The organism is Cronobacter sakazakii, from assembly GCF_000982825.1.
GTDB classification, from domain to species: domain Bacteria; phylum Pseudomonadota; class Gammaproteobacteria; order Enterobacterales; family Enterobacteriaceae; genus Cronobacter; species Cronobacter sakazakii.
This window is the reverse complement of record NZ_CP011047.1, coordinates 2,885,105-2,901,253: the sequence shown is the minus strand read 5'-3', so window position 1 is coordinate 2,901,253 and position 16,149 is coordinate 2,885,105. Positions and strand designations below refer to the sequence as shown.

Annotated in this window: 16 protein-coding genes; 7 read left to right on the top strand and 9 right to left on the bottom strand. The window is 58.6% G+C overall.

What is annotated here, in order from left to right; genetic code table 11:
* Positions 1-119 precede the first annotated feature (119 nt).
* Both CSK29544_RS13850 and CSK29544_RS13845 read left to right on the top strand, forming a co-directional pair.
* Positions 120-1,907, top strand: a complete 1,788-nt coding sequence (locus CSK29544_RS13850) for a methyl-accepting chemotaxis protein (RefSeq protein WP_007892444.1) — start codon at positions 120-122, stop codon at positions 1,905-1,907.
* 209 nt (positions 1,908-2,116) lie between these two features.
* On the top strand, positions 2,117-2,362 hold the full coding sequence (locus CSK29544_RS13845) for a DUF1883 domain-containing protein (protein WP_004388056.1): 246 nt from the start codon (positions 2,117-2,119) through the stop codon (positions 2,360-2,362).
* 30 nt (positions 2,363-2,392) lie between these two features.
* Here the strand turns inward: CSK29544_RS13845 and CSK29544_RS13840 are convergent, their stop codons facing one another.
* Both CSK29544_RS13840 and chaB read right to left on the bottom strand, forming a co-directional pair.
* Positions 2,393-3,091: a gamma-glutamylcyclotransferase gene (locus CSK29544_RS13840; protein ID WP_004388055.1), complete on the bottom strand. Its 699-nt coding sequence runs from the start codon at positions 3,089-3,091 to the stop codon at positions 2,393-2,395.
* A 217-nt stretch (positions 3,092-3,308) separates the two neighbouring features.
* The gene (gene chaB / locus CSK29544_RS13835; protein WP_004388054.1) at positions 3,309-3,539 is read right to left on the bottom strand and encodes a putative cation transport regulator ChaB; all 231 of its coding nucleotides are present in this window, start codon (positions 3,537-3,539) and stop codon (positions 3,309-3,311) included.
* Positions 3,540-3,813: 274 nt separating this feature from the next.
* On the opposite strand from chaB, the gene chaA reads away from it, so the two are divergent.
* Positions 3,814-4,917: a sodium-potassium/proton antiporter ChaA gene (gene chaA / locus CSK29544_RS13830; RefSeq protein WP_004388053.1), complete on the top strand. Its 1,104-nt coding sequence runs from the start codon at positions 3,814-3,816 to the stop codon at positions 4,915-4,917.
* Between the two features lie 244 nt (positions 4,918-5,161).
* On the opposite strand, the gene kdsA is transcribed toward chaA, so the two are convergent.
* Genes kdsA through hemA form a run of 6 tightly spaced genes read right to left on the bottom strand, consistent with a single transcriptional unit; the run spans position 5,162 to position 10,498 of the window.
* Positions 5,162-6,016, bottom strand: a complete 855-nt coding sequence (gene kdsA, locus CSK29544_RS13825; protein WP_004388052.1) for a 3-deoxy-8-phosphooctulonate synthase — start codon at positions 6,014-6,016, stop codon at positions 5,162-5,164.
* A gap of 40 nt (positions 6,017-6,056) precedes the next feature.
* Positions 6,057-6,866, bottom strand: coding sequence for an invasion regulator SirB1 (sirB1, locus tag CSK29544_RS13820; RefSeq protein ID WP_004388051.1), 810 nt, complete (start codon positions 6,864-6,866; stop codon positions 6,057-6,059).
* A complete protein-coding gene (gene sirB2, locus CSK29544_RS13815) occupies positions 6,863-7,258 on the bottom strand; it encodes an invasion regulator SirB2 (RefSeq protein ID WP_007892449.1) in 396 nt (131 codons plus the stop codon). The genes sirB1 and sirB2 overlap by 4 nt, the downstream gene beginning before the upstream one ends.
* Positions 7,259-7,264: 6 nt before the next feature.
* The gene (gene prmC, locus CSK29544_RS13810) at positions 7,265-8,122 is read right to left on the bottom strand and encodes a peptide chain release factor N(5)-glutamine methyltransferase (RefSeq protein ID WP_007892451.1); all 858 of its coding nucleotides are present in this window, start codon (positions 8,120-8,122) and stop codon (positions 7,265-7,267) included.
* Positions 8,122-9,204 (bottom strand): peptide chain release factor 1, encoded by a 1,083-nt coding sequence (gene prfA, locus CSK29544_RS13805; RefSeq protein WP_007868426.1) that lies wholly within the window; start codon positions 9,202-9,204, stop codon positions 8,122-8,124. The genes prmC and prfA overlap by 1 nt, the downstream gene beginning before the upstream one ends.
* A 37-nt stretch (positions 9,205-9,241) precedes the next feature.
* Positions 9,242-10,498 (bottom strand): glutamyl-tRNA reductase, encoded by a 1,257-nt coding sequence (gene hemA / locus CSK29544_RS13800; protein WP_029039144.1) that lies wholly within the window; start codon positions 10,496-10,498, stop codon positions 9,242-9,244.
* 199 nt (positions 10,499-10,697) lie between these two features.
* Between hemA and lolB the strand changes: the two genes are divergently transcribed.
* The 4 genes from lolB (at position 10,698) to dauA (ending at position 15,063) form a co-directional block, all read left to right on the top strand.
* Positions 10,698-11,321, top strand: coding sequence for a lipoprotein insertase outer membrane protein LolB (gene lolB / locus CSK29544_RS13795; protein WP_007892454.1), 624 nt, complete (start codon positions 10,698-10,700; stop codon positions 11,319-11,321).
* Complete coding sequence (gene ispE, locus CSK29544_RS13790; RefSeq protein WP_029039143.1) at positions 11,321-12,187, top strand: 4-(cytidine 5'-diphospho)-2-C-methyl-D-erythritol kinase; 867 nt, start codon at positions 11,321-11,323, stop codon at positions 12,185-12,187. The genes lolB and ispE overlap by 1 nt, the downstream gene beginning before the upstream one ends.
* 127 nt (positions 12,188-12,314) lie before the next feature.
* A complete protein-coding gene (prs, locus tag CSK29544_RS13785; RefSeq protein ID WP_004386060.1) occupies positions 12,315-13,262 on the top strand; it encodes a ribose-phosphate diphosphokinase in 948 nt (315 codons plus the stop codon).
* A gap of 121 nt (positions 13,263-13,383) precedes the next feature.
* The gene (dauA, locus tag CSK29544_RS13780) at positions 13,384-15,063 is read left to right on the top strand and encodes a C4-dicarboxylic acid transporter DauA (protein ID WP_004386059.1); all 1,680 of its coding nucleotides are present in this window, start codon (positions 13,384-13,386) and stop codon (positions 15,061-15,063) included.
* A 1-nt stretch (position 15,064) separates the two neighbouring features.
* Here dauA and CSK29544_RS13775 read toward each other — a convergent pair whose 3' ends face one another.
* Positions 15,065-16,111 carry a MerR family transcriptional regulator gene (locus CSK29544_RS13775; protein WP_007896657.1) on the bottom strand — a complete coding sequence of 349 codons (1,047 nt, stop codon included), beginning with the start codon at positions 16,109-16,111 and terminating at the stop codon, positions 15,065-15,067.
* Positions 16,112-16,149 lie beyond the last annotated feature (38 nt).

The window sequence follows — 16,149 nt, the reverse complement described above, 5'->3', positions numbered from 1 at the left end:
TATTCGCCTGCGCTGCCCATCAAGTCCCCGCCCTGTGTGCCGATATTTTACTTAAAACCTACAACAACACGCTCGTCTGAAACATAACGCTCACACAACACACAGCAGGGTATACGCCTATGTTAACGTCCATTCGCGCGCGCATCATCGCAGCCACCGCAGGCTGCCTGGTCGGTGCGCTGTTACTGAATACCATCATGAACTATCAGGTCACCCGGCTGGATAATCAGCAGGCGAGCCTGAATACGCTGCGCAGTACCAGCGCCAGCCATAATCTCGCCATCAGCGACTGGGTGAACAGCAAAACGGCAATGATCCAGTCGCTGGATACCGTCGCGCTGGGCGCCGATCCGGTGCCGGTCTTTACGCAGATGGCGAAAGCGGGCGGCTTTATGAACGTCTACGCCGGTTATGCCACTAAAACCGCGAAATTCTCTAACCCGGAAGGTGTCCCGGCGGATTACGATCCGACCATTCGCCCCTGGTATCAGCAGGCGGTAAAGGCTGACGCGCCGGTGGTGACCGCGCCTTACGTAGACGCCGGCACCGGCAAGCTGGTGGTGACGTTCGCGGTGCCGGTGAAGCAAAACGGCGTCATTGCGGCGGTGGTCGCAGGCGATCTCTCCATGGAGAGCGTGATTGCCAACGTGCGCAGCATTCACCCGACGGAAAACAGCAGCGGGCTGCTGGTGAACGACGACGGTACGCTGATTGCCGCGAAAGACCCGGCGCTGACGTCAAAACCCTTTGATAAAGCGGTATCAGGCGTCGCGTTCAGCGAGCTGAAAACGAGCGATACGGCACTTGAAGGCGATATCGGCGGCGCGCAAAAAGCACTGCTGGCCACGCGCGTACCGGGCACCCAGTGGTATCTGGTGGTCGCCCTTGATGAAAACGACGCCACGTCAGGCATGCGCGCCCTGCTCAACACCTCGGCTATTTCCGTGCTGGTGCTGCTGTTGATTACCGGCGCGCTGATGCATTTCCTGGTCACCCGACTGTTAAAACGCCTGCTGATGATCCGCGACGCGCTGGTGGCTATCAGCAGCGGCACTAACGATCTTTCTCAGCGCCTGCCGGAAGATGGCCGTGACGAAGTGGCGCAAATCGCCCATGCCTTTAACGCCTTCTGCGATAAGCTCGCGGGTGTGATGGGCCAGTTGCGCGACGCCAGCGCCTCGGTGAAAGTGGCGGCGAATGAAATCGCGGCCGGGAACCAGGATCTCTCCGGGCGCACCGAACAGGCGGCCTCCAGCCTGCGTGAAACGGCGAGCGCGGTAGAACAGATAACCGCGTCGGTCGCCAACTCTACCGATGCGGCGGCGCAGGCTAATACCCAGGCGCAGAGCGCGACGGATGCCGCCTCACGCGGCGGTGAAGTGGTGTCTAAAGCCATCTCCACGATGCAGTTGATTGAAAGCGCCTCGGCGAAAATCGGCGATATCACCAGCGTTATCGACGGTATCGCGTTCCAGACCAACATCCTGGCGCTGAACGCCTCGGTGGAAGCCGCTCGCGCCGGCGAACAGGGCCGCGGCTTCGCGGTGGTGGCGGGTGAAGTGCGTAACCTCGCCAGCCGTAGCGCTCAGGCCGCGAAAGAGATTAAATCGCTTATCGACTCCACAACGGAAAGCGTCGCGACCGGCTCGCGCTATGTGCGGCTCGCGGGCGAATCGATGGAGGAGATAGTCAGCAGCATCGGCAACGTTTCCGGCATCATGCGTGAAATCACCGTCGCTACCAGCGAGCAGATGAAAGGCATTCAGGAAATTAACCACGCGGTGCTGCAGCTCGATCAGATGGTGCAGCAGAACGCCGAGCTGGTGGTACAGTCGGCCGCCGCGGCGGGCGCGTTGCAGGGCCAGGCGGGAGAACTCGCCCAGACGGCCAGCCATTTCCGCATTTAATCAGGCGCAGGCGCGCATTCGGACATTTTCCGCGCGCCTGCCCGCCGCTTTAACGAACAATGTGATGAATATCGTGTTGTGGCCGCATTTTTTGATCAAAATCAGCGTTCGCGGCCTCCCTCTTTGGTGTTATTTCCGACAGGTTTTGTGAACAGCCTCACGTTCGAAAGGCTGTCCTGACGGATTTATCATTGACAGAGGGGTTAAAGATGGCGCGGGTAAAAGCAAGCCTGAAGTTGTTTGGCGGAGACACGGTGGTGGTGCGCTGTTCAGCGAATTGCCATATCCATTTAATGAGCGCGGGTGAACGCGCCAGGCGCGCGGGAGCAGATATTTTAAGCGTCCAGAACCGCAACAGCGCGTATATCAGCGTGCCTTACAGCGGCGTCTGGGATGTGCTCATCGACAGTCACAGCCAGACACTGGAACACTCCATCAGCTACGTTCCGGCCTGACCATTCTCCCCGGCGCTCGCCGGGGTTTTTTCAGGCGAAATGCGGTTGCAGATCGCCACTCTCATCGCCGTCTTGCGCCTGACACGCGCGCACTTCTGACGCCAGTTCATCCAGCGATGCTTCACACATGCCGAGCTTTTTCAGCTCCTGCTCAAGCGAAAAGAGGTACTGCGCATTGGTGCCAAGCGGGCCGCTCGCGCGGGCAATCAGCGGCGCGATGGTGGCCGGACGGGTGTCGGCTTCATACAGCGGGTGGCTCGGATCCATGATAAACACCAGCGCATGAACGGTACGCCCATCGTCAAGCGTGAGCCTGCACCAGCCGGGCAGATAACAGCCGGTGATCATTTCGCGCTTCCACAGCAGCGTCAGTTCGGTTTCAAGCTCCGCCTCCGGCAGACGATACGCCACGCCGGTCGTGGCGCCGCCCTCTTTCAGCGCCAGCATACGCCCGGGCTTGCAGGCGCTGCCGCGCCCGGCGGTGAGCCGCAGGCAGAACGCGCGGTGCCAGCCGTTTAGCGTCGCGGCGCAGCGCTCTTCAAAGACCATTGCCGGGTTCCACATCAGGGAGCCGTAACCAAAAATCCAGACCGGTTCGTTCTCAGGACGACAGGCGAGCGTGGCGGCCAGTGACGCCGCCCGCTGCTCTGGCGTCCACAGTAACGATTCCTCAATGGCTCCGAAAGCCGTCTTACAGTCTGCTGTCATTAAGAAATCACGTGTTAACACCTTCTACCTCCACCACGGCTGCTTCCCTGCGATTTTAAGCGCTTTCAGAATCTTTTTATCGCTCAATCAGAAAGCAATTACGGGGTGACGATAGGGGATTAACGCGCCGCTGACAAGACCGCAGCGGCGTTTTCAACTGACAAAAAACTTATCTGTTCCTGCGCGCTTTACGGGAACAGAGGTAAAGATGGAGAGGAATCAGGCGATTAACGAAGCATTATTTTTTCTTATGCCATTTATCGTCATCGCCTTTTTCATACTCATGTTTAACGGCGGCCCACGCGACGCGATGCGCCGTCTCTTCCCGGCTGGCGTCGCCGCGCCGGTCATCTTCGTCTTTATATTGATCCCAGGCGCTGTTGAACGCCTCTTTATAAATATCCTGCGCATGCGCCGGGAGGACGTTGCGGACATTATCGGGCAAATCGGTTCTTGAAGAGTAAGGCATCGCTACGCTCCTTTATTTCATAAAAAGATAAGTGTGGAACACAATCAGAAAGCGCGCCAGCTGCAAGCGAAGCATATTGTGATGCCTTCACAATGCCTTGTTTGATAAATGGTTCCTCAATGAAATTCGGATTTTTGACGCATTTACTGCAAAGTTACGGTTTAGCCGTAAAAAAGCGTAAATAAAGCCTCCTGACCGCGCATTTTTTGGTAGTTTTACGCTCTGTCTTCCTCATCACTATAATGATTATCACCTGCTTCTCTGGAGAATTAACGTGACAAAAACAAACCATGAGGCGGTGAAGACCCGCCATAAGGAGTCTTCTCTCATTTTCCCGGTATTAGCGCTGGCGGTGCTGGCGTTCTGGGGTTCCAGCCAGTCGCTGCCAGTGATTATCGGCATCAACGCGCTGGCGCTGGTCGCGATTCTGAGCAGCGCGTTTAGCGTGGTGCGCCACGCGGATGTACTGGCGCATCGCCTCGGCGAGCCGTATGGATCGCTGATTCTGAGTCTTTCAGTCGTTATCCTTGAAGTAAGCCTGATCTCCGCGCTCATGGCGACGGGCGATGCCGCGCCGACGCTGATGCGCGATACGCTTTATTCGATCATTATGATTGTCAGCGGCGGCCTGGTGGGCGTGGCGCTGCTGCTCGGCGGGCGTAAATTCGCCACGCAATATGTAAATCTTTTCGGGATTAAACAGTATCTGATCGCCCTTTTCCCACTGGCGGTGATTGTGCTGGTGTTTCCGATGGCGCTGCCGGGCGGTAACTTTTCTACCGGCCAGTCGCTTTTGGTGGCGATGATTTCCGCCGCAATGTATGGCGTGTTTTTGCTGATCCAGACCAAAACGCACCAGAGCCTGTTTGTTTATGAGCATGAAGACGAGAGCGATGACGACGATCCGCACCACGGTAAGCCGTCGGCGCACAGCAGCCTGTGGCACGCGGTGTGGCTGATTGTGCATCTGGTCGCGGTGATCGCAGTGACCAAAATGAACGCGAACCCACTTGAAGCGCTGTTAAGCCACCTTAACGCGCCGGTGTCGTTCACAGGGTTCCTGGTGGCGCTGCTGATCCTCTCGCCGGAAGGCCTGGGCGCGCTGAAAGCGGTGCTGAATAATCAGGTGCAGCGCGCGATGAATCTCTTTTTCGGCTCGGTGCTGGCGACTATTTCACTGACCGTGCCGACCGTGACGATTATCGCGATTCTGACCGGCAACGATTTGCAGTTTGCGCTCGGCGCGCCGGAAATGGTGGTGATGCTCGCGGCGTTGATGCTGTGTCAGATTTCGTTCTCCACCGGGCGCACGAATGTGTTGAACGGCAGTGCGCATCTGGCGCTGTTTGCGGCGTATTTGATGACGATTTTTGCGTAGAGTTTTTGGTGGGCGCGCTGCGCTGGAATGGTGAGTGCGCGTTGCTTACCCACCCTACGTGTGGTTTCTGCTCCTGGCGGTGGGTGCGCTGCGCTTACCCACCCTACGATAAGAGGCTAAATATGTTTTCGTAGGGCGGATAAGCCTGCGCACCCGCCATATGACATTAACCCCTCTGAGCGGCACGCCGCACGCCCATAAAAAAACCCCGCATCGCGGGGTTTTCTTTTTACGACCGGGCCGATTAATGCTCGGTATCAAGTTCCGGGAAGCTTTTCACCAGATCGTCGATCGCTTTGATCTGCGTGAGGAACGCTTCCAGCTTCGCCAGCGGCAACGCGGACGGGCCGTCGCATTTCGCGTTTTCCGGGTCCGGGTGCGCTTCGATAAAGAGTCCTGCGAGGCCGGTTGCCATACCGGCGCGGGCAAGTTCCGTCACCTGGGCGCGACGACCGCTGGACGCGGCGCCAAACGGGTCGCGGCACTGCAGCGCGTGGGTCACGTCAAAAATCACCGGCGCGTTGCCGGAGACTTTCTTCATCACGCCAAAGCCCAGCATGTCGACCACCAGGTTGTCATAACCAAAGTTGGTGCCGCGATCGCACAGAATAACCTGCTCGTTGCCGCCCTCTTTGAATTTATCGACGATATTGCCGATCTGCCCCGGGCTGATGAACTGCGGTTTTTTCACGTTGATGACCGCGCCGGTTTTCGCCATCGCTTCAACCAGATCGGTCTGGCGCGCCAGGAAGGCCGGCAGCTGGATAACGTCCACGACATCCGCAACCGGCTGTGCCTGCTCGGCGGTGTGGACATCGGTGATAATTTTCACGCCAAAGGTCTGCTTCAGCTCCTGAAAGATTTTCATCCCTTCTTCGAGGCCCGGGCCGCGGTAAGAGTGAATAGAGGAGCGGTTGGCTTTATCAAAAGACGCTTTGAAAACGTAAGGAATGCCGAGCTTCTGGGTCACGGTGACGTAGTGCTCGCAGATGCGCATCGCCAGATCGCGCGATTCCAGCACGTTCATGCCGCCAAACAGTACGAACGGCAGATCGTTCGCTACGTTGATGTCGCCAATGCTAACCACTTTTTGTTTCATATTGTCGCCTTTATCCTGTGTAAATCGGTACACGCCGCGCTTAGTGCAGGGTAATCTGCTTGTGCGAAATCGAGTTAATCTGCGCCCGAATCATCTCGCTAATCGGATCTTCCGGGCACTGCTCCACAAAATAGCTTAAATCATTGAGCGCCACGTGCTCGCAGTCGAGCTGGGCGTAAATCAGTCCGCGGTCGCGGATCTCATACGGATCTTCCGGGTTAAACTCCAGCAGCGCTTCGCTGGCGCGCAGCGCGAGCTCCATCTGCCGCTCTTCCATCAGCGCCGATTTCAGCGTGTCGAGCAGTTTGCGGATGACGAGACTGTGTTCAGACTCTTCCAGGTCATCCATATAAAGCTCAGCCACCGGGCTGATGTTGCCTTTAAGCCAGACTTCAAGCGTATGTTCATCGAGCGTTTCACCGTTAAACGGGTTGATGAGCCACATTTCGCCATCCATCCAGTCGGCGCGCAGAATCAGCTGCGTCGGGAAAATGACCGGCATCAGCGGAATATCAAGACGCCCGGCTATCCACAGCAGAATAGCCCCGAGCGACACCGCGCTGCCCTGGCGTTTTTTCAGCACTTTGTCCAGCCACAGCGCGTCAGACAGGCGGTAAACGCCGCGCGCGTCGCTAAAGCCCCACTCGCCGTAAAACAGCTCCAGCAGGCGCTCAAGTTGTGTATCCTGATGTGAACCTTCGCAGATCTCTTCACGGGCCAGACGCACCAGGCTTTCGAGCTGGTCGTAGACGTCCTGCACCGGAAAATCGTCGCGGATATGCTGTGAAACCAAAATCATGCCGTCACAGAGCGGCGCGTTGTTAAACTGGAAATCGGCCAACGACTTCATATCAACCCCAATAGCGGTACTTTAGTGGTGGCGAGTTTCACGATGATGTAAAGCACCACCAGCCCAAGCAGGAAGGCAATCCAGCGGACCTGCTGGCTGCGCGGGCGACGCCCGAGCGCGATAAAGCCTAAAACGATGTAGATGATAACGCCAAAGAGCTTTTCAGTCAGCCATGCGCCCTGTGGGGTAAAAGGATAAAAATGCGTGATGAGTACCAGCGCCACGCCGCTGCCGAGCAATACGGTGTCGTTGACATGCGGCACAATGCGCACCCAGCGCTTTGAGGACATCGGCGAGCTGCGGTACTGCCACCAGTAGCGCAAAATAAACAGACTGATGGAAATCACCACCGTCAGAACATGTAGGTGTTTTACTGCAAAATAAGCGGCCATGCTGCCTTACTCCTGTGTGTTGCGATCCTGTGTGTCGCGATAGTGTCCCAGCGTCAGACGTTCATTACCGCCATAATCGCGGCAGGTTTCAACACCCTGATAGCCCGCGCGCGTAAAAAGTTCGCGCACCGCCTCGCCCTGCTGCCAGCCATGTTCCAGCATGAGCCAGCCGTTATCCTCAAGAAATCGCCGTGCCTCAGTCACCAGCGTTTCAAGATCGGCCAGGCCCGCGTTATCCGCCACCAGCGCGCTTTTCGGCTCAAAACGCACGTCGCCCTGCGAGAGATGCGGATCGTCGCCATCGATATACGGCGGATTGCTGACGATAAGCGAAAAACGCGCGTCCGTCAGTGCGGAAAACCAGTGGCTTTGCAAAACCGTGACGTTATCGATGCCGAGCCGCTGTGCGTTGCGTTTCGCAAGCGCCACAGCCTCCGGGATGACATCCAGCGCGGTGACGTGGCAGTCAGGACGCTCAGAGGCGAGCGCCAGCGCAATCGCGCCGGTGCCGGTGCCGAGATCGAGAATGCGGCACGGCGTGGCAGGCAGACGCGCCAGCGCCTGCTCCACCAGACATTCGGTATCGGGACGGGGGATAAGCGTTGCCGGGGAAACCTCCAGCGGCAACGACCAGAATTCACGCTGGCCGATGAGATACGCCACCGGCTCGCCCGCGGCGCGACGCGCCAGCAGCGCATCAAGCCGCGTGAGTTCATCGTCAGTCAGCGCGCTTTCGCCAAAGGCGAGGATAAATGTGCGCGTCCTGCCGGTCACAAACGCCAGCAGGATCTCCGCGTCGCGGCGCGGAGATTCACTTGCAGTGAGACGTTCGATGGCCTGTTTCAGCCACTGCTGATATTCCATTACTCCTGCTCAGCCAGCGCCGCCAGCTGATCGGCCTGATGCTCCTGGATAATCGGCTCGATGAGCGCGTCCAGTTTGCCTTCCATCACTTCGTCAAGACGGTAGAGCGTCAGATTGATACGGTGATCGGTCACGCGGCCCTGCGGGAAGTTGTAGGTGCGGTTGCGATCCGAGCGATCGCCGCTGCCGAGCAGGTTGCGGCGCGTGGAGGCTTCCGCCTGCTGGCGTTTGGCCACTTCGGCGGCGTGAATGCGCGCGCCCAGCACCGCCAGCGCTTTGGCTTTGTTCTTGTGCTGTGAGCGCTCGTCCTGGCACTCCACCACAATGCCGGTCGGCAGGTGGGTGATACGAATGGCGGAGTCGGTGGTGTTAACGTGCTGACCGCCCGCGCCGGAGGAGCGGAAGGTGTCGATACGCAGATCCGCCGGGTTGATGTCCGGCAGTTCGGCTTCCGGCAGCTCCGGCATCACCGCCACGGTGCAGGCGGAGGTATGGATACGCCCCTGAGATTCGGTCGCCGGAACGCGCTGTACGCGATGCCCGCCGGACTCAAACTTGAGACGCCCGTAGACGCCCTCGCCGCTGATTTTGGCGATGACTTCTTTATAACCGCCATGCTCGCCTTCGCTGGCGCTCATGATCTCCACACGCCAGCGGCGCGATTCAGCGTAACGGCTGTACATGCGGAACAGATCGCCTGCGAACAGCGCGGCTTCATCACCGCCGGTACCCGCACGCACTTCCACGAACGCGTTACGTTCATCGTCAGGATCTTTCGGCAGCAGCAAAAGCTGAAGCTCCTGCTCCAGCGCTTCGCTTTTAGCCTTCGCTTCCAGCAGCTCGTCCTGCGCCATATCGCGCATTTCCGGGTCGCTTAGCATCAGGCGCGCGGTTTCCATATCTTCCTGGACCTGGCGCCATTCAAGGAAACAGCGCGAAACGTCGCTCAGCTGGGCATACTCGCGCGACAGTGCGCGAAAACGCTCCTGATCGGCAAGCGTACCCGCATCGCCCAGCAGAGCCTGAACTTCTTCATGACGCTCCTGCAAGGCTTCCAGTTTGGCAACGATAGAAGGCTTCATAGGCGGTAGATCACCCTGTAATTAGAATTGTGTTGTGCTACTCCAGCCCGAGGCTGTTGCGCAGAATATGCAGGCGTTCATCATCCCCGTCACGGGCAGCCTGCTGAAGAGATTTGGTTGGGGTGTGGATCAGGCGGTTGGTCAGCTTGCGCGCCAGATCCTGCATGATGGCTTCGGCGTCGCCGCCGGTGCGCAGCGCCGCCAGGGCTTTGCTGGTGAGCTCTTCGCGCACCTGCTCGGCCTGGGCGCGATACTCGCGGATGGTCTCGCTGACGCTCTGGGCGCGCAGCCAGGCCATAAATTCGCAGGCTTCTTGCTCGACGATAGACTCCGCCTGCACCGCCGCGGCTTTACGCTGCGCGAGGTTGTGCTGGATGATGCTCTGCAGATCGTCAACGCTGTAAAGGTAGGCGTTGGCAAGCTTGCCTACTTCCGGCTCGACATCACGCGGCACGGCGATATCCACCAGCAGCATCGGCTGGTTGCGGCGGGCCTTCAACGCGCGTTCCATCATGCCTTTGCCGATAATCGGCAGCGGGCTTGCGGTGGAGCTGATGATGATATCCGCGTCTTTTAAGCGCTCGTCAATATCGCCAAGCCCGATAACCTCCGCGCCGACTTCATCCGCCAGGCGCTGGGCGCGCTCGCGGGTACGGTTGGCGACGATCATTTTCTGCACGTTATGTTCGCGCAGGTGACGGGCCGCAAGCTCGATGGTTTCGCCCGCGCCGACCAGCATCACAGTGACCGTCGAGAGCGATTCGAAAATCTGCCGCGCCAGCGTACAGGCGGCAAACGCCACCGACACGGCGCTGGCGCCGATATCGGTTTCAGTACGCACGCGTTTGGCGACGGAGAAAGATTTCTGGAACATGCGTTCCAGCTCGCTGGCGTTCGCGTGGCCGCGACCAGAATCGGCGAAGGCTTTTTTCACCTGGCCTAAGATTTGCGGCTCGCCCAGCACCAGCGAATCGAGACCACTGGCGACGCGCATCAGATGGCTGACGGCGTCGTTATCGTGGTGCCAGTAGAGGCTGTTGCGCACTTCCTCTTCGTCGAGATTGTGATAATCGCACAGCCAGCGCACGAGCTTGTCGTGCAAATTGTCCTGTTCCTCAACGCTCAGGTAAAGCTCCGTACGGTTGCACGTCGAGAGCACCACACCGCCCTGCACCATCGGCTGCGACAGCAGGCTTTCCAGCGCCTGGTCGAGCGTATCCGGCGAAAACGTCACGCGTTCTCGCAGCGAAACAGGAGCCGTCTTGTGGTTGATGCCGAGAGCTAACAGGGTCATGGAGCGGGAATAGTACCAGCGTTGATAAGGTTTGCTGTGCGCATCATACAGGATGCGTAAGGTCAATAAAAGAGAACCGCCTCTTTTGGAGTAATAGACAGATTCATGATTTAAGACAACTTGACCATAGACGCCCTCAGCCCCTGACGCTAGCATGAAGGGTTATAACCTCAATCAACATCAAGGATTTGTTCCTGTTATGGCGATTTCTTCTGTGCGTTTTTGGTCTCTCGCCCCGCTGGCGAGCCTGGTGCTGACCGCCTGTGTCAGCCATGCCCCGCAAGGCCCTGGCAAAAGCCCTGACTCTCCCCAGTGGCGACAGCATCAACAGCAGGTGCAAAACCTCGCGCAGTTCCAGACCCGCGGCGCTTTCGCCTATCTTTCCGACCAGCAGAAAGTCTACGCGCGTTTCTTCTGGCAGCAGACCGGCAAAGAAAACTATCGCCTGCTGCTCACTAATCCGCTTGGCAGCACCGAGCTTGAGCTGAACGCGAAGCCGGGTGCTGTGGAACTGGTGGATAACAAAGGCAAACACTATCAGGCCACGGACGCCGAGGAGATGATCGGCAAACTGACCGGTATGCCGATTCCGCTCAATAGTCTGCGCCAGTGGATTGTCGGCCTGCCGGGCGATGCGACCGACTACTCGCTTGACGATCAATACCGTTTACGCGAAGTGAATTACACCCAGAACGGCAAAACCTGGAAAGTGGTGTATGGCGGTTATGACACTAAAACCCAGCCTGCGATGCCCTCTAACCTGGAGCTGCACGAAGGCGACCAGCGCATCAAGCTCAAAATGGATAACTGGATTGTTAAATAATGACCCGTTGGCCCTCCCCGGCGAAGCTTAATCTTTTCTTATATATCACGGGCCGTCGTAACGACGGCTACCACAATTTACAGACGCTGTTTCAGTTTCTCGACTATGGCGACACGGTGCTGATAACGCCGCGCATGGACGGCGAGCTTCGGCTGGTGACGCCCGTTGAGGGCGTGGCGCAAGAGGACAATCTCATCATGCGCGCCGCAAGGCTTCTGATGGCGCGCGCTCGTGAAACCGGACGACTGCCTGAAGGCGCGGGCGCCGATCTGGGCGTGGAGAAACGTTTACCGATGGGCGGCGGGCTCGGCGGCGGTTCGTCCAACGCCGCGACGGTTCTGGTGGCGCTCAATCACCTCTGGCAGACCGGCTTTAGCGAAGATGAACTGGCGCGCCTTGGCGTGCAACTTGGTGCCGACGTGCCGGTGTTCGTGCGCGGCCGTGCGGCCTTCGCCGAAGGGGTCGGCGAATTGCTGACGCCTGCAAGCCCTGCAGAGAAATGGTATCTGGTGGCGCACCCGGGCGTGAGCATTCCCACACCCGTGATTTTCGGCGATCCGGAGCTCACGCGCGATACGCCCGTCCGGTCAATGGAAACGTTGCTGAAATGTGAATTTCACAACGATTGCGAGCATATCGCAAGAAAACGTTTTCGTGAGGTTGATGCCGCGCTTTCCTGGCTGTTAGAATACGCGCCGTCGCGCCTGACCGGCACCGGAGCTTGTGTGTTTGCTGAATTTAACACCGAATCCGAGGCCCTCCGGGTGCTTGAGAAAGCCCCGGAATGGCTGAAGGGTTTTGTTGCGCGAGGCGTCAACCACTCCCCGTTACAGCAAGCCATCGCCGGGCAAACTGAGTCGTGGTGACAACGTCACCTCTGTTCCAGACGTTGCGCCATGCTCTTTAAATACACCGCCTGGATGGCGAACCTGCTTCCTGTCGCGTTTTGCGGCGCCGCCATCCACCACTGGACGCATGCCTGAGGTTCTTCTCGTGCCTGATATGAAGCTTTTTGCTGGTAACGCCACCCCGGAACTAGCACAACGTATTGCCAACCGCCTGTACACTTCCCTCGGCGACGCTGCTGTCGGTCGCTTTAGCGACGGCGAAGTCAGCGTACAAATTAATGAAAATGTACGCGGTGGTGATATTTTCATCATCCAGTCCACTTGTGCCCCCACCAACGACAACCTGATGGAACTGGTTGTCATGGTCGACGCCCTGCGCCGCGCTTCCGCAGGCCGTATTACCGCCGTTATCCCTTATTTTGGTTATGCCCGTCAGGACCGTCGCGTGCGTTCCGCGCGTGTGCCTATCACCGCGAAAGTGGTGGCGGATTTCCTGTCCAGCGTAGGGGTTGACCGCGTTCTCACTGTGGACCTGCACGCAGAACAGATTCAGGGCTTCTTCGATGTGCCGGTAGATAACGTCTTCGGCAGCCCGATTCTGCTGGAAGATATGCTGCAGCAGAACCTGGATAACCCGATTGTGGTTTCTCCGGACATCGGCGGCGTGGTGCGCGCTCGCGCCATCGCAAAACTGCTCAACGATACCGACATGGCGATCATCGACAAACGTCGTCCGCGCGCTAACGTCTCTCAGGTGATGCACATCATCGGTGACGTGGCAGGCCGCGACTGCGTACTGGTAGATGACATGATCGACACCGGCGGCACCCTGTGCAAAGCGGCTGAAGCGCTGAAAGAGCGCGGCGCTAAACGCGTTTTCGCCTACGCCACCCACCCGATTTTCTCCGGCAACGCGCTGAATAATCTGCGCAACTCCGTGATTGATGAAGTGGTGGTCTGCGACACTATCCCGCTGTCTGAAGAGATCAAAGCGCTGCCGAATGTGCGCACGCTGACCCTCTCCGGTATGCTGGCCGAAGCGATTCGTCGTATCAGCAACGAAGAATCTATCTCCGCCATGTTCGAGCATTAATCGGACTGAGCGTAAAAACCCGCCCCGGCGGGTTTTTTTATTCTTTTGTTTTATTTGTATGATTTATGTATTCATCATCGTATATTTTTTTACATGGTGGTGAACGCATGGATGAAATATCGTGAACACCCAATATCTCTCGCAAATCCTTCCTTTCCGTGCGCTGGTGGAAGCCTGCTGGCGTGAAAAATATACCGTCTCCCGGCTGAGCCGCGATCTGATTGCTGGCATCACCGTCGGCATTATCGCCATTCCGCTCGCCATGGCGCTGGCTATTGGTAGCGGCGTGCCGCCACAATACGGCCTCTATACTTCCGCCATCGCGGGCATTGTTATCGCGCTGAGCGGCGGTTCGCGCTACAGCGTCTCGGGGCCGACCGCCGCGTTTGTGGTCATTCTCTACCCTGTCGCGCAGCAATTTGGGCTTTCCGGACTGCTGGTGGCGACGCTGCTCTCGGGTATCTTTTTAATTCTGTTCGGGCTGGCGCGCTTCGGGCGACTGATTGAGTATATTCCGCTGCCGGTCACGCTGGGCTTTACCTCCGGCATCGGCATTACCATCGCGACCATGCAGATCAAAGACTTTTTCGGCCTCGACATCGCGCATATGCCGGAACATTACCTGCCGAAAGTGGCCGCGCTGGCGGTGGCGCTGCCTGGTCTGAATCCTGGCGATGCGGCGATTGGTATCGTCACGCTGGGCGTGCTGGTGTTCTGGCCGCGTCTCGGCATCCGTCTGCCGGGGCATTTACCGGCGCTGCTGGCGGGCTGCGCGGTGATGGGCGTCGTTCATCTGCTGGGCGGGAATGTCGCGACCATCGGTTCACGTTTTCATTATCTGCTGGCAGACGGCACACAGGGCAACGGTATCCCGCCACTCCTGCCACAACTGGTGCTGCCGTGGGATCTGCCGGGGTCGTCATTTACGTTAAGCCTGGATTCGCTGCGCGCGCTGCTGCCCGCCGCGTTTTCTATGGCGGTGCTGGGCGCTATCGAATCCCTGCTGTGTGCGGTCGTGCTGGACGGCATGACCGGTACGCGCCATAACGCCAACAGTGAGCTAATCGGCCAGGGGCTTGGTAATCTGGTCGCGCCGTTCTTTGGCGGCATCACCGCCACCGCCGCGATAGCCCGTTCGGCGGCCAACGTCCGCGCGGGTGCTACTTCGCCTGTCGCCGCGGTGTTCCATGCGCTACTGGTGCTGTTAGCGCTGCTGGCGCTCGCCCCGCTGCTCTCCTGGCTTCCGCTCTCGGCGATGGCCGCCCTGCTGCTGATGGTGGCGTGGAACATGAGCGAAGCGCATAAGGTGATTGGCCTGCTGCGCCGCGCGCCGAAGGATGACATCGTCGTGATGCTTATCTGCATGTCGCTGACGGTGCTGTTTGATATGGTGATAGCCATCAGCGTCGGCGTGGTGCTGGCCTCGCTACTGTTTATGCGCCGGGTGGCGCGCATGACGCGGCTCGCGCCGCTGAATGTTTCCGTGCCAGAGGATGTCCTGGCCGTGCGGGTGACCGGGCCGCTGTTCTTCGCCGCGGCAGAAGGCGTCTTTACGCCGCTGCTGGCGCAGGCGGCGGGCAAACGCGTTATCGTGATGCAATGGGACGCAGTACCGGTGCTGGACGCGGGTGGCCTGGATGCTCTGCAACGCTTTATTGAACGCCTGCCGGATGGCTGCGAGCTGCGTATCTGTCATCTCGAATTCCAGCCGCTGCGCACGCTGGCGCGCGCAGGCGTTCAGCCCATCCCTGGGCGTCTTGCTTTCTTCCCGGGGAGCGACGCAGCCTTAGCCGCGCCGTGAATCAACGTGCAGGCGCAGCCCCCTGCGCCTGCATCAACGCGCCGAATGCCTGTTGCAGCCAGGCGAGCGTTTCCGGCGTCATCCAGGTGCCTTTAGAAAGATGCGGTTCGCGCATCATCGCCTCCCGAAATTTCTGCTGCGTCTGCGGGTTATCGCCAGCGAACGAAGAAAACAGCGTCAGCCAGTGCGCCGCAATTTCGCGCGCTTCTTCGCTTTGCGGGGAGAGCTGCGCGTTCACCGCCGCATGAAGTTTCGCCACCAGCGGCGGCCACTCCATCATGCGATCAAAATAGTGCTCACGGGTGAACGCGTACTCTTCGGGCGTCAGATAACGCTCGTAGATAGCAAGCTTGCTTTCGGCAAAGGCATGCGTGATCCAGTCGATAATCTCCGGCGTAATGCCGGTTTTATCGCGCATTGCAGGCTCGGCGGCATGCATGTCGTTGAGGCGAGTCAGGAAAGCAGGGTTGCCCGCGGTATCCCGCTCCAGCGTTTCCATCCAGCGCGTGGCGAGCGCCTGCGCAGCCGGACTGCTGACCGGTACGCCCTGAGAAACCGCTGCCTTAACCTCATTCACCAGCGTCGCCCACTGCGCTTCGCGCTCGGCGTTTTCCTGCGCAAACGGCAGCTGTTTCAGTTCGTCGTGCGAAAACCATTTCTCATACATCGTCATTAACTCCAGTGTTTTCAGCCATTCCTGAAGATCCGGCTCACAACCGGCCAGAAGCCCGTCACGCAGCACCACCAGCCGGTCGCGCAGTATCGCGGTACGCGTAAGCTGTGCATTCAGCTGGGTGATTTGCGTGTCAATGACTTCCGTCAGCGTCATGCTGCCGCTCTCCAGACACTCCCGCACCTGCGCCAGACTCAACCCCATTCGCGTCAGTGCCTGAATATGATGCAGGCGCTGAATATCATCGCGGTTATAGAGACGATAACCGGCGGCCGTGCGGCCGGAGGGAATGAGCAGACCGAGGCTTTCGTAGTGATGCAGCGTGCGGACCGTCAGCCCGGCGCGCTTTGCGAGTTCACCAACCTGTAGCAACATAACGCCTCTCCTCTTCCCTTTCGAAGCCCACTGTGAGC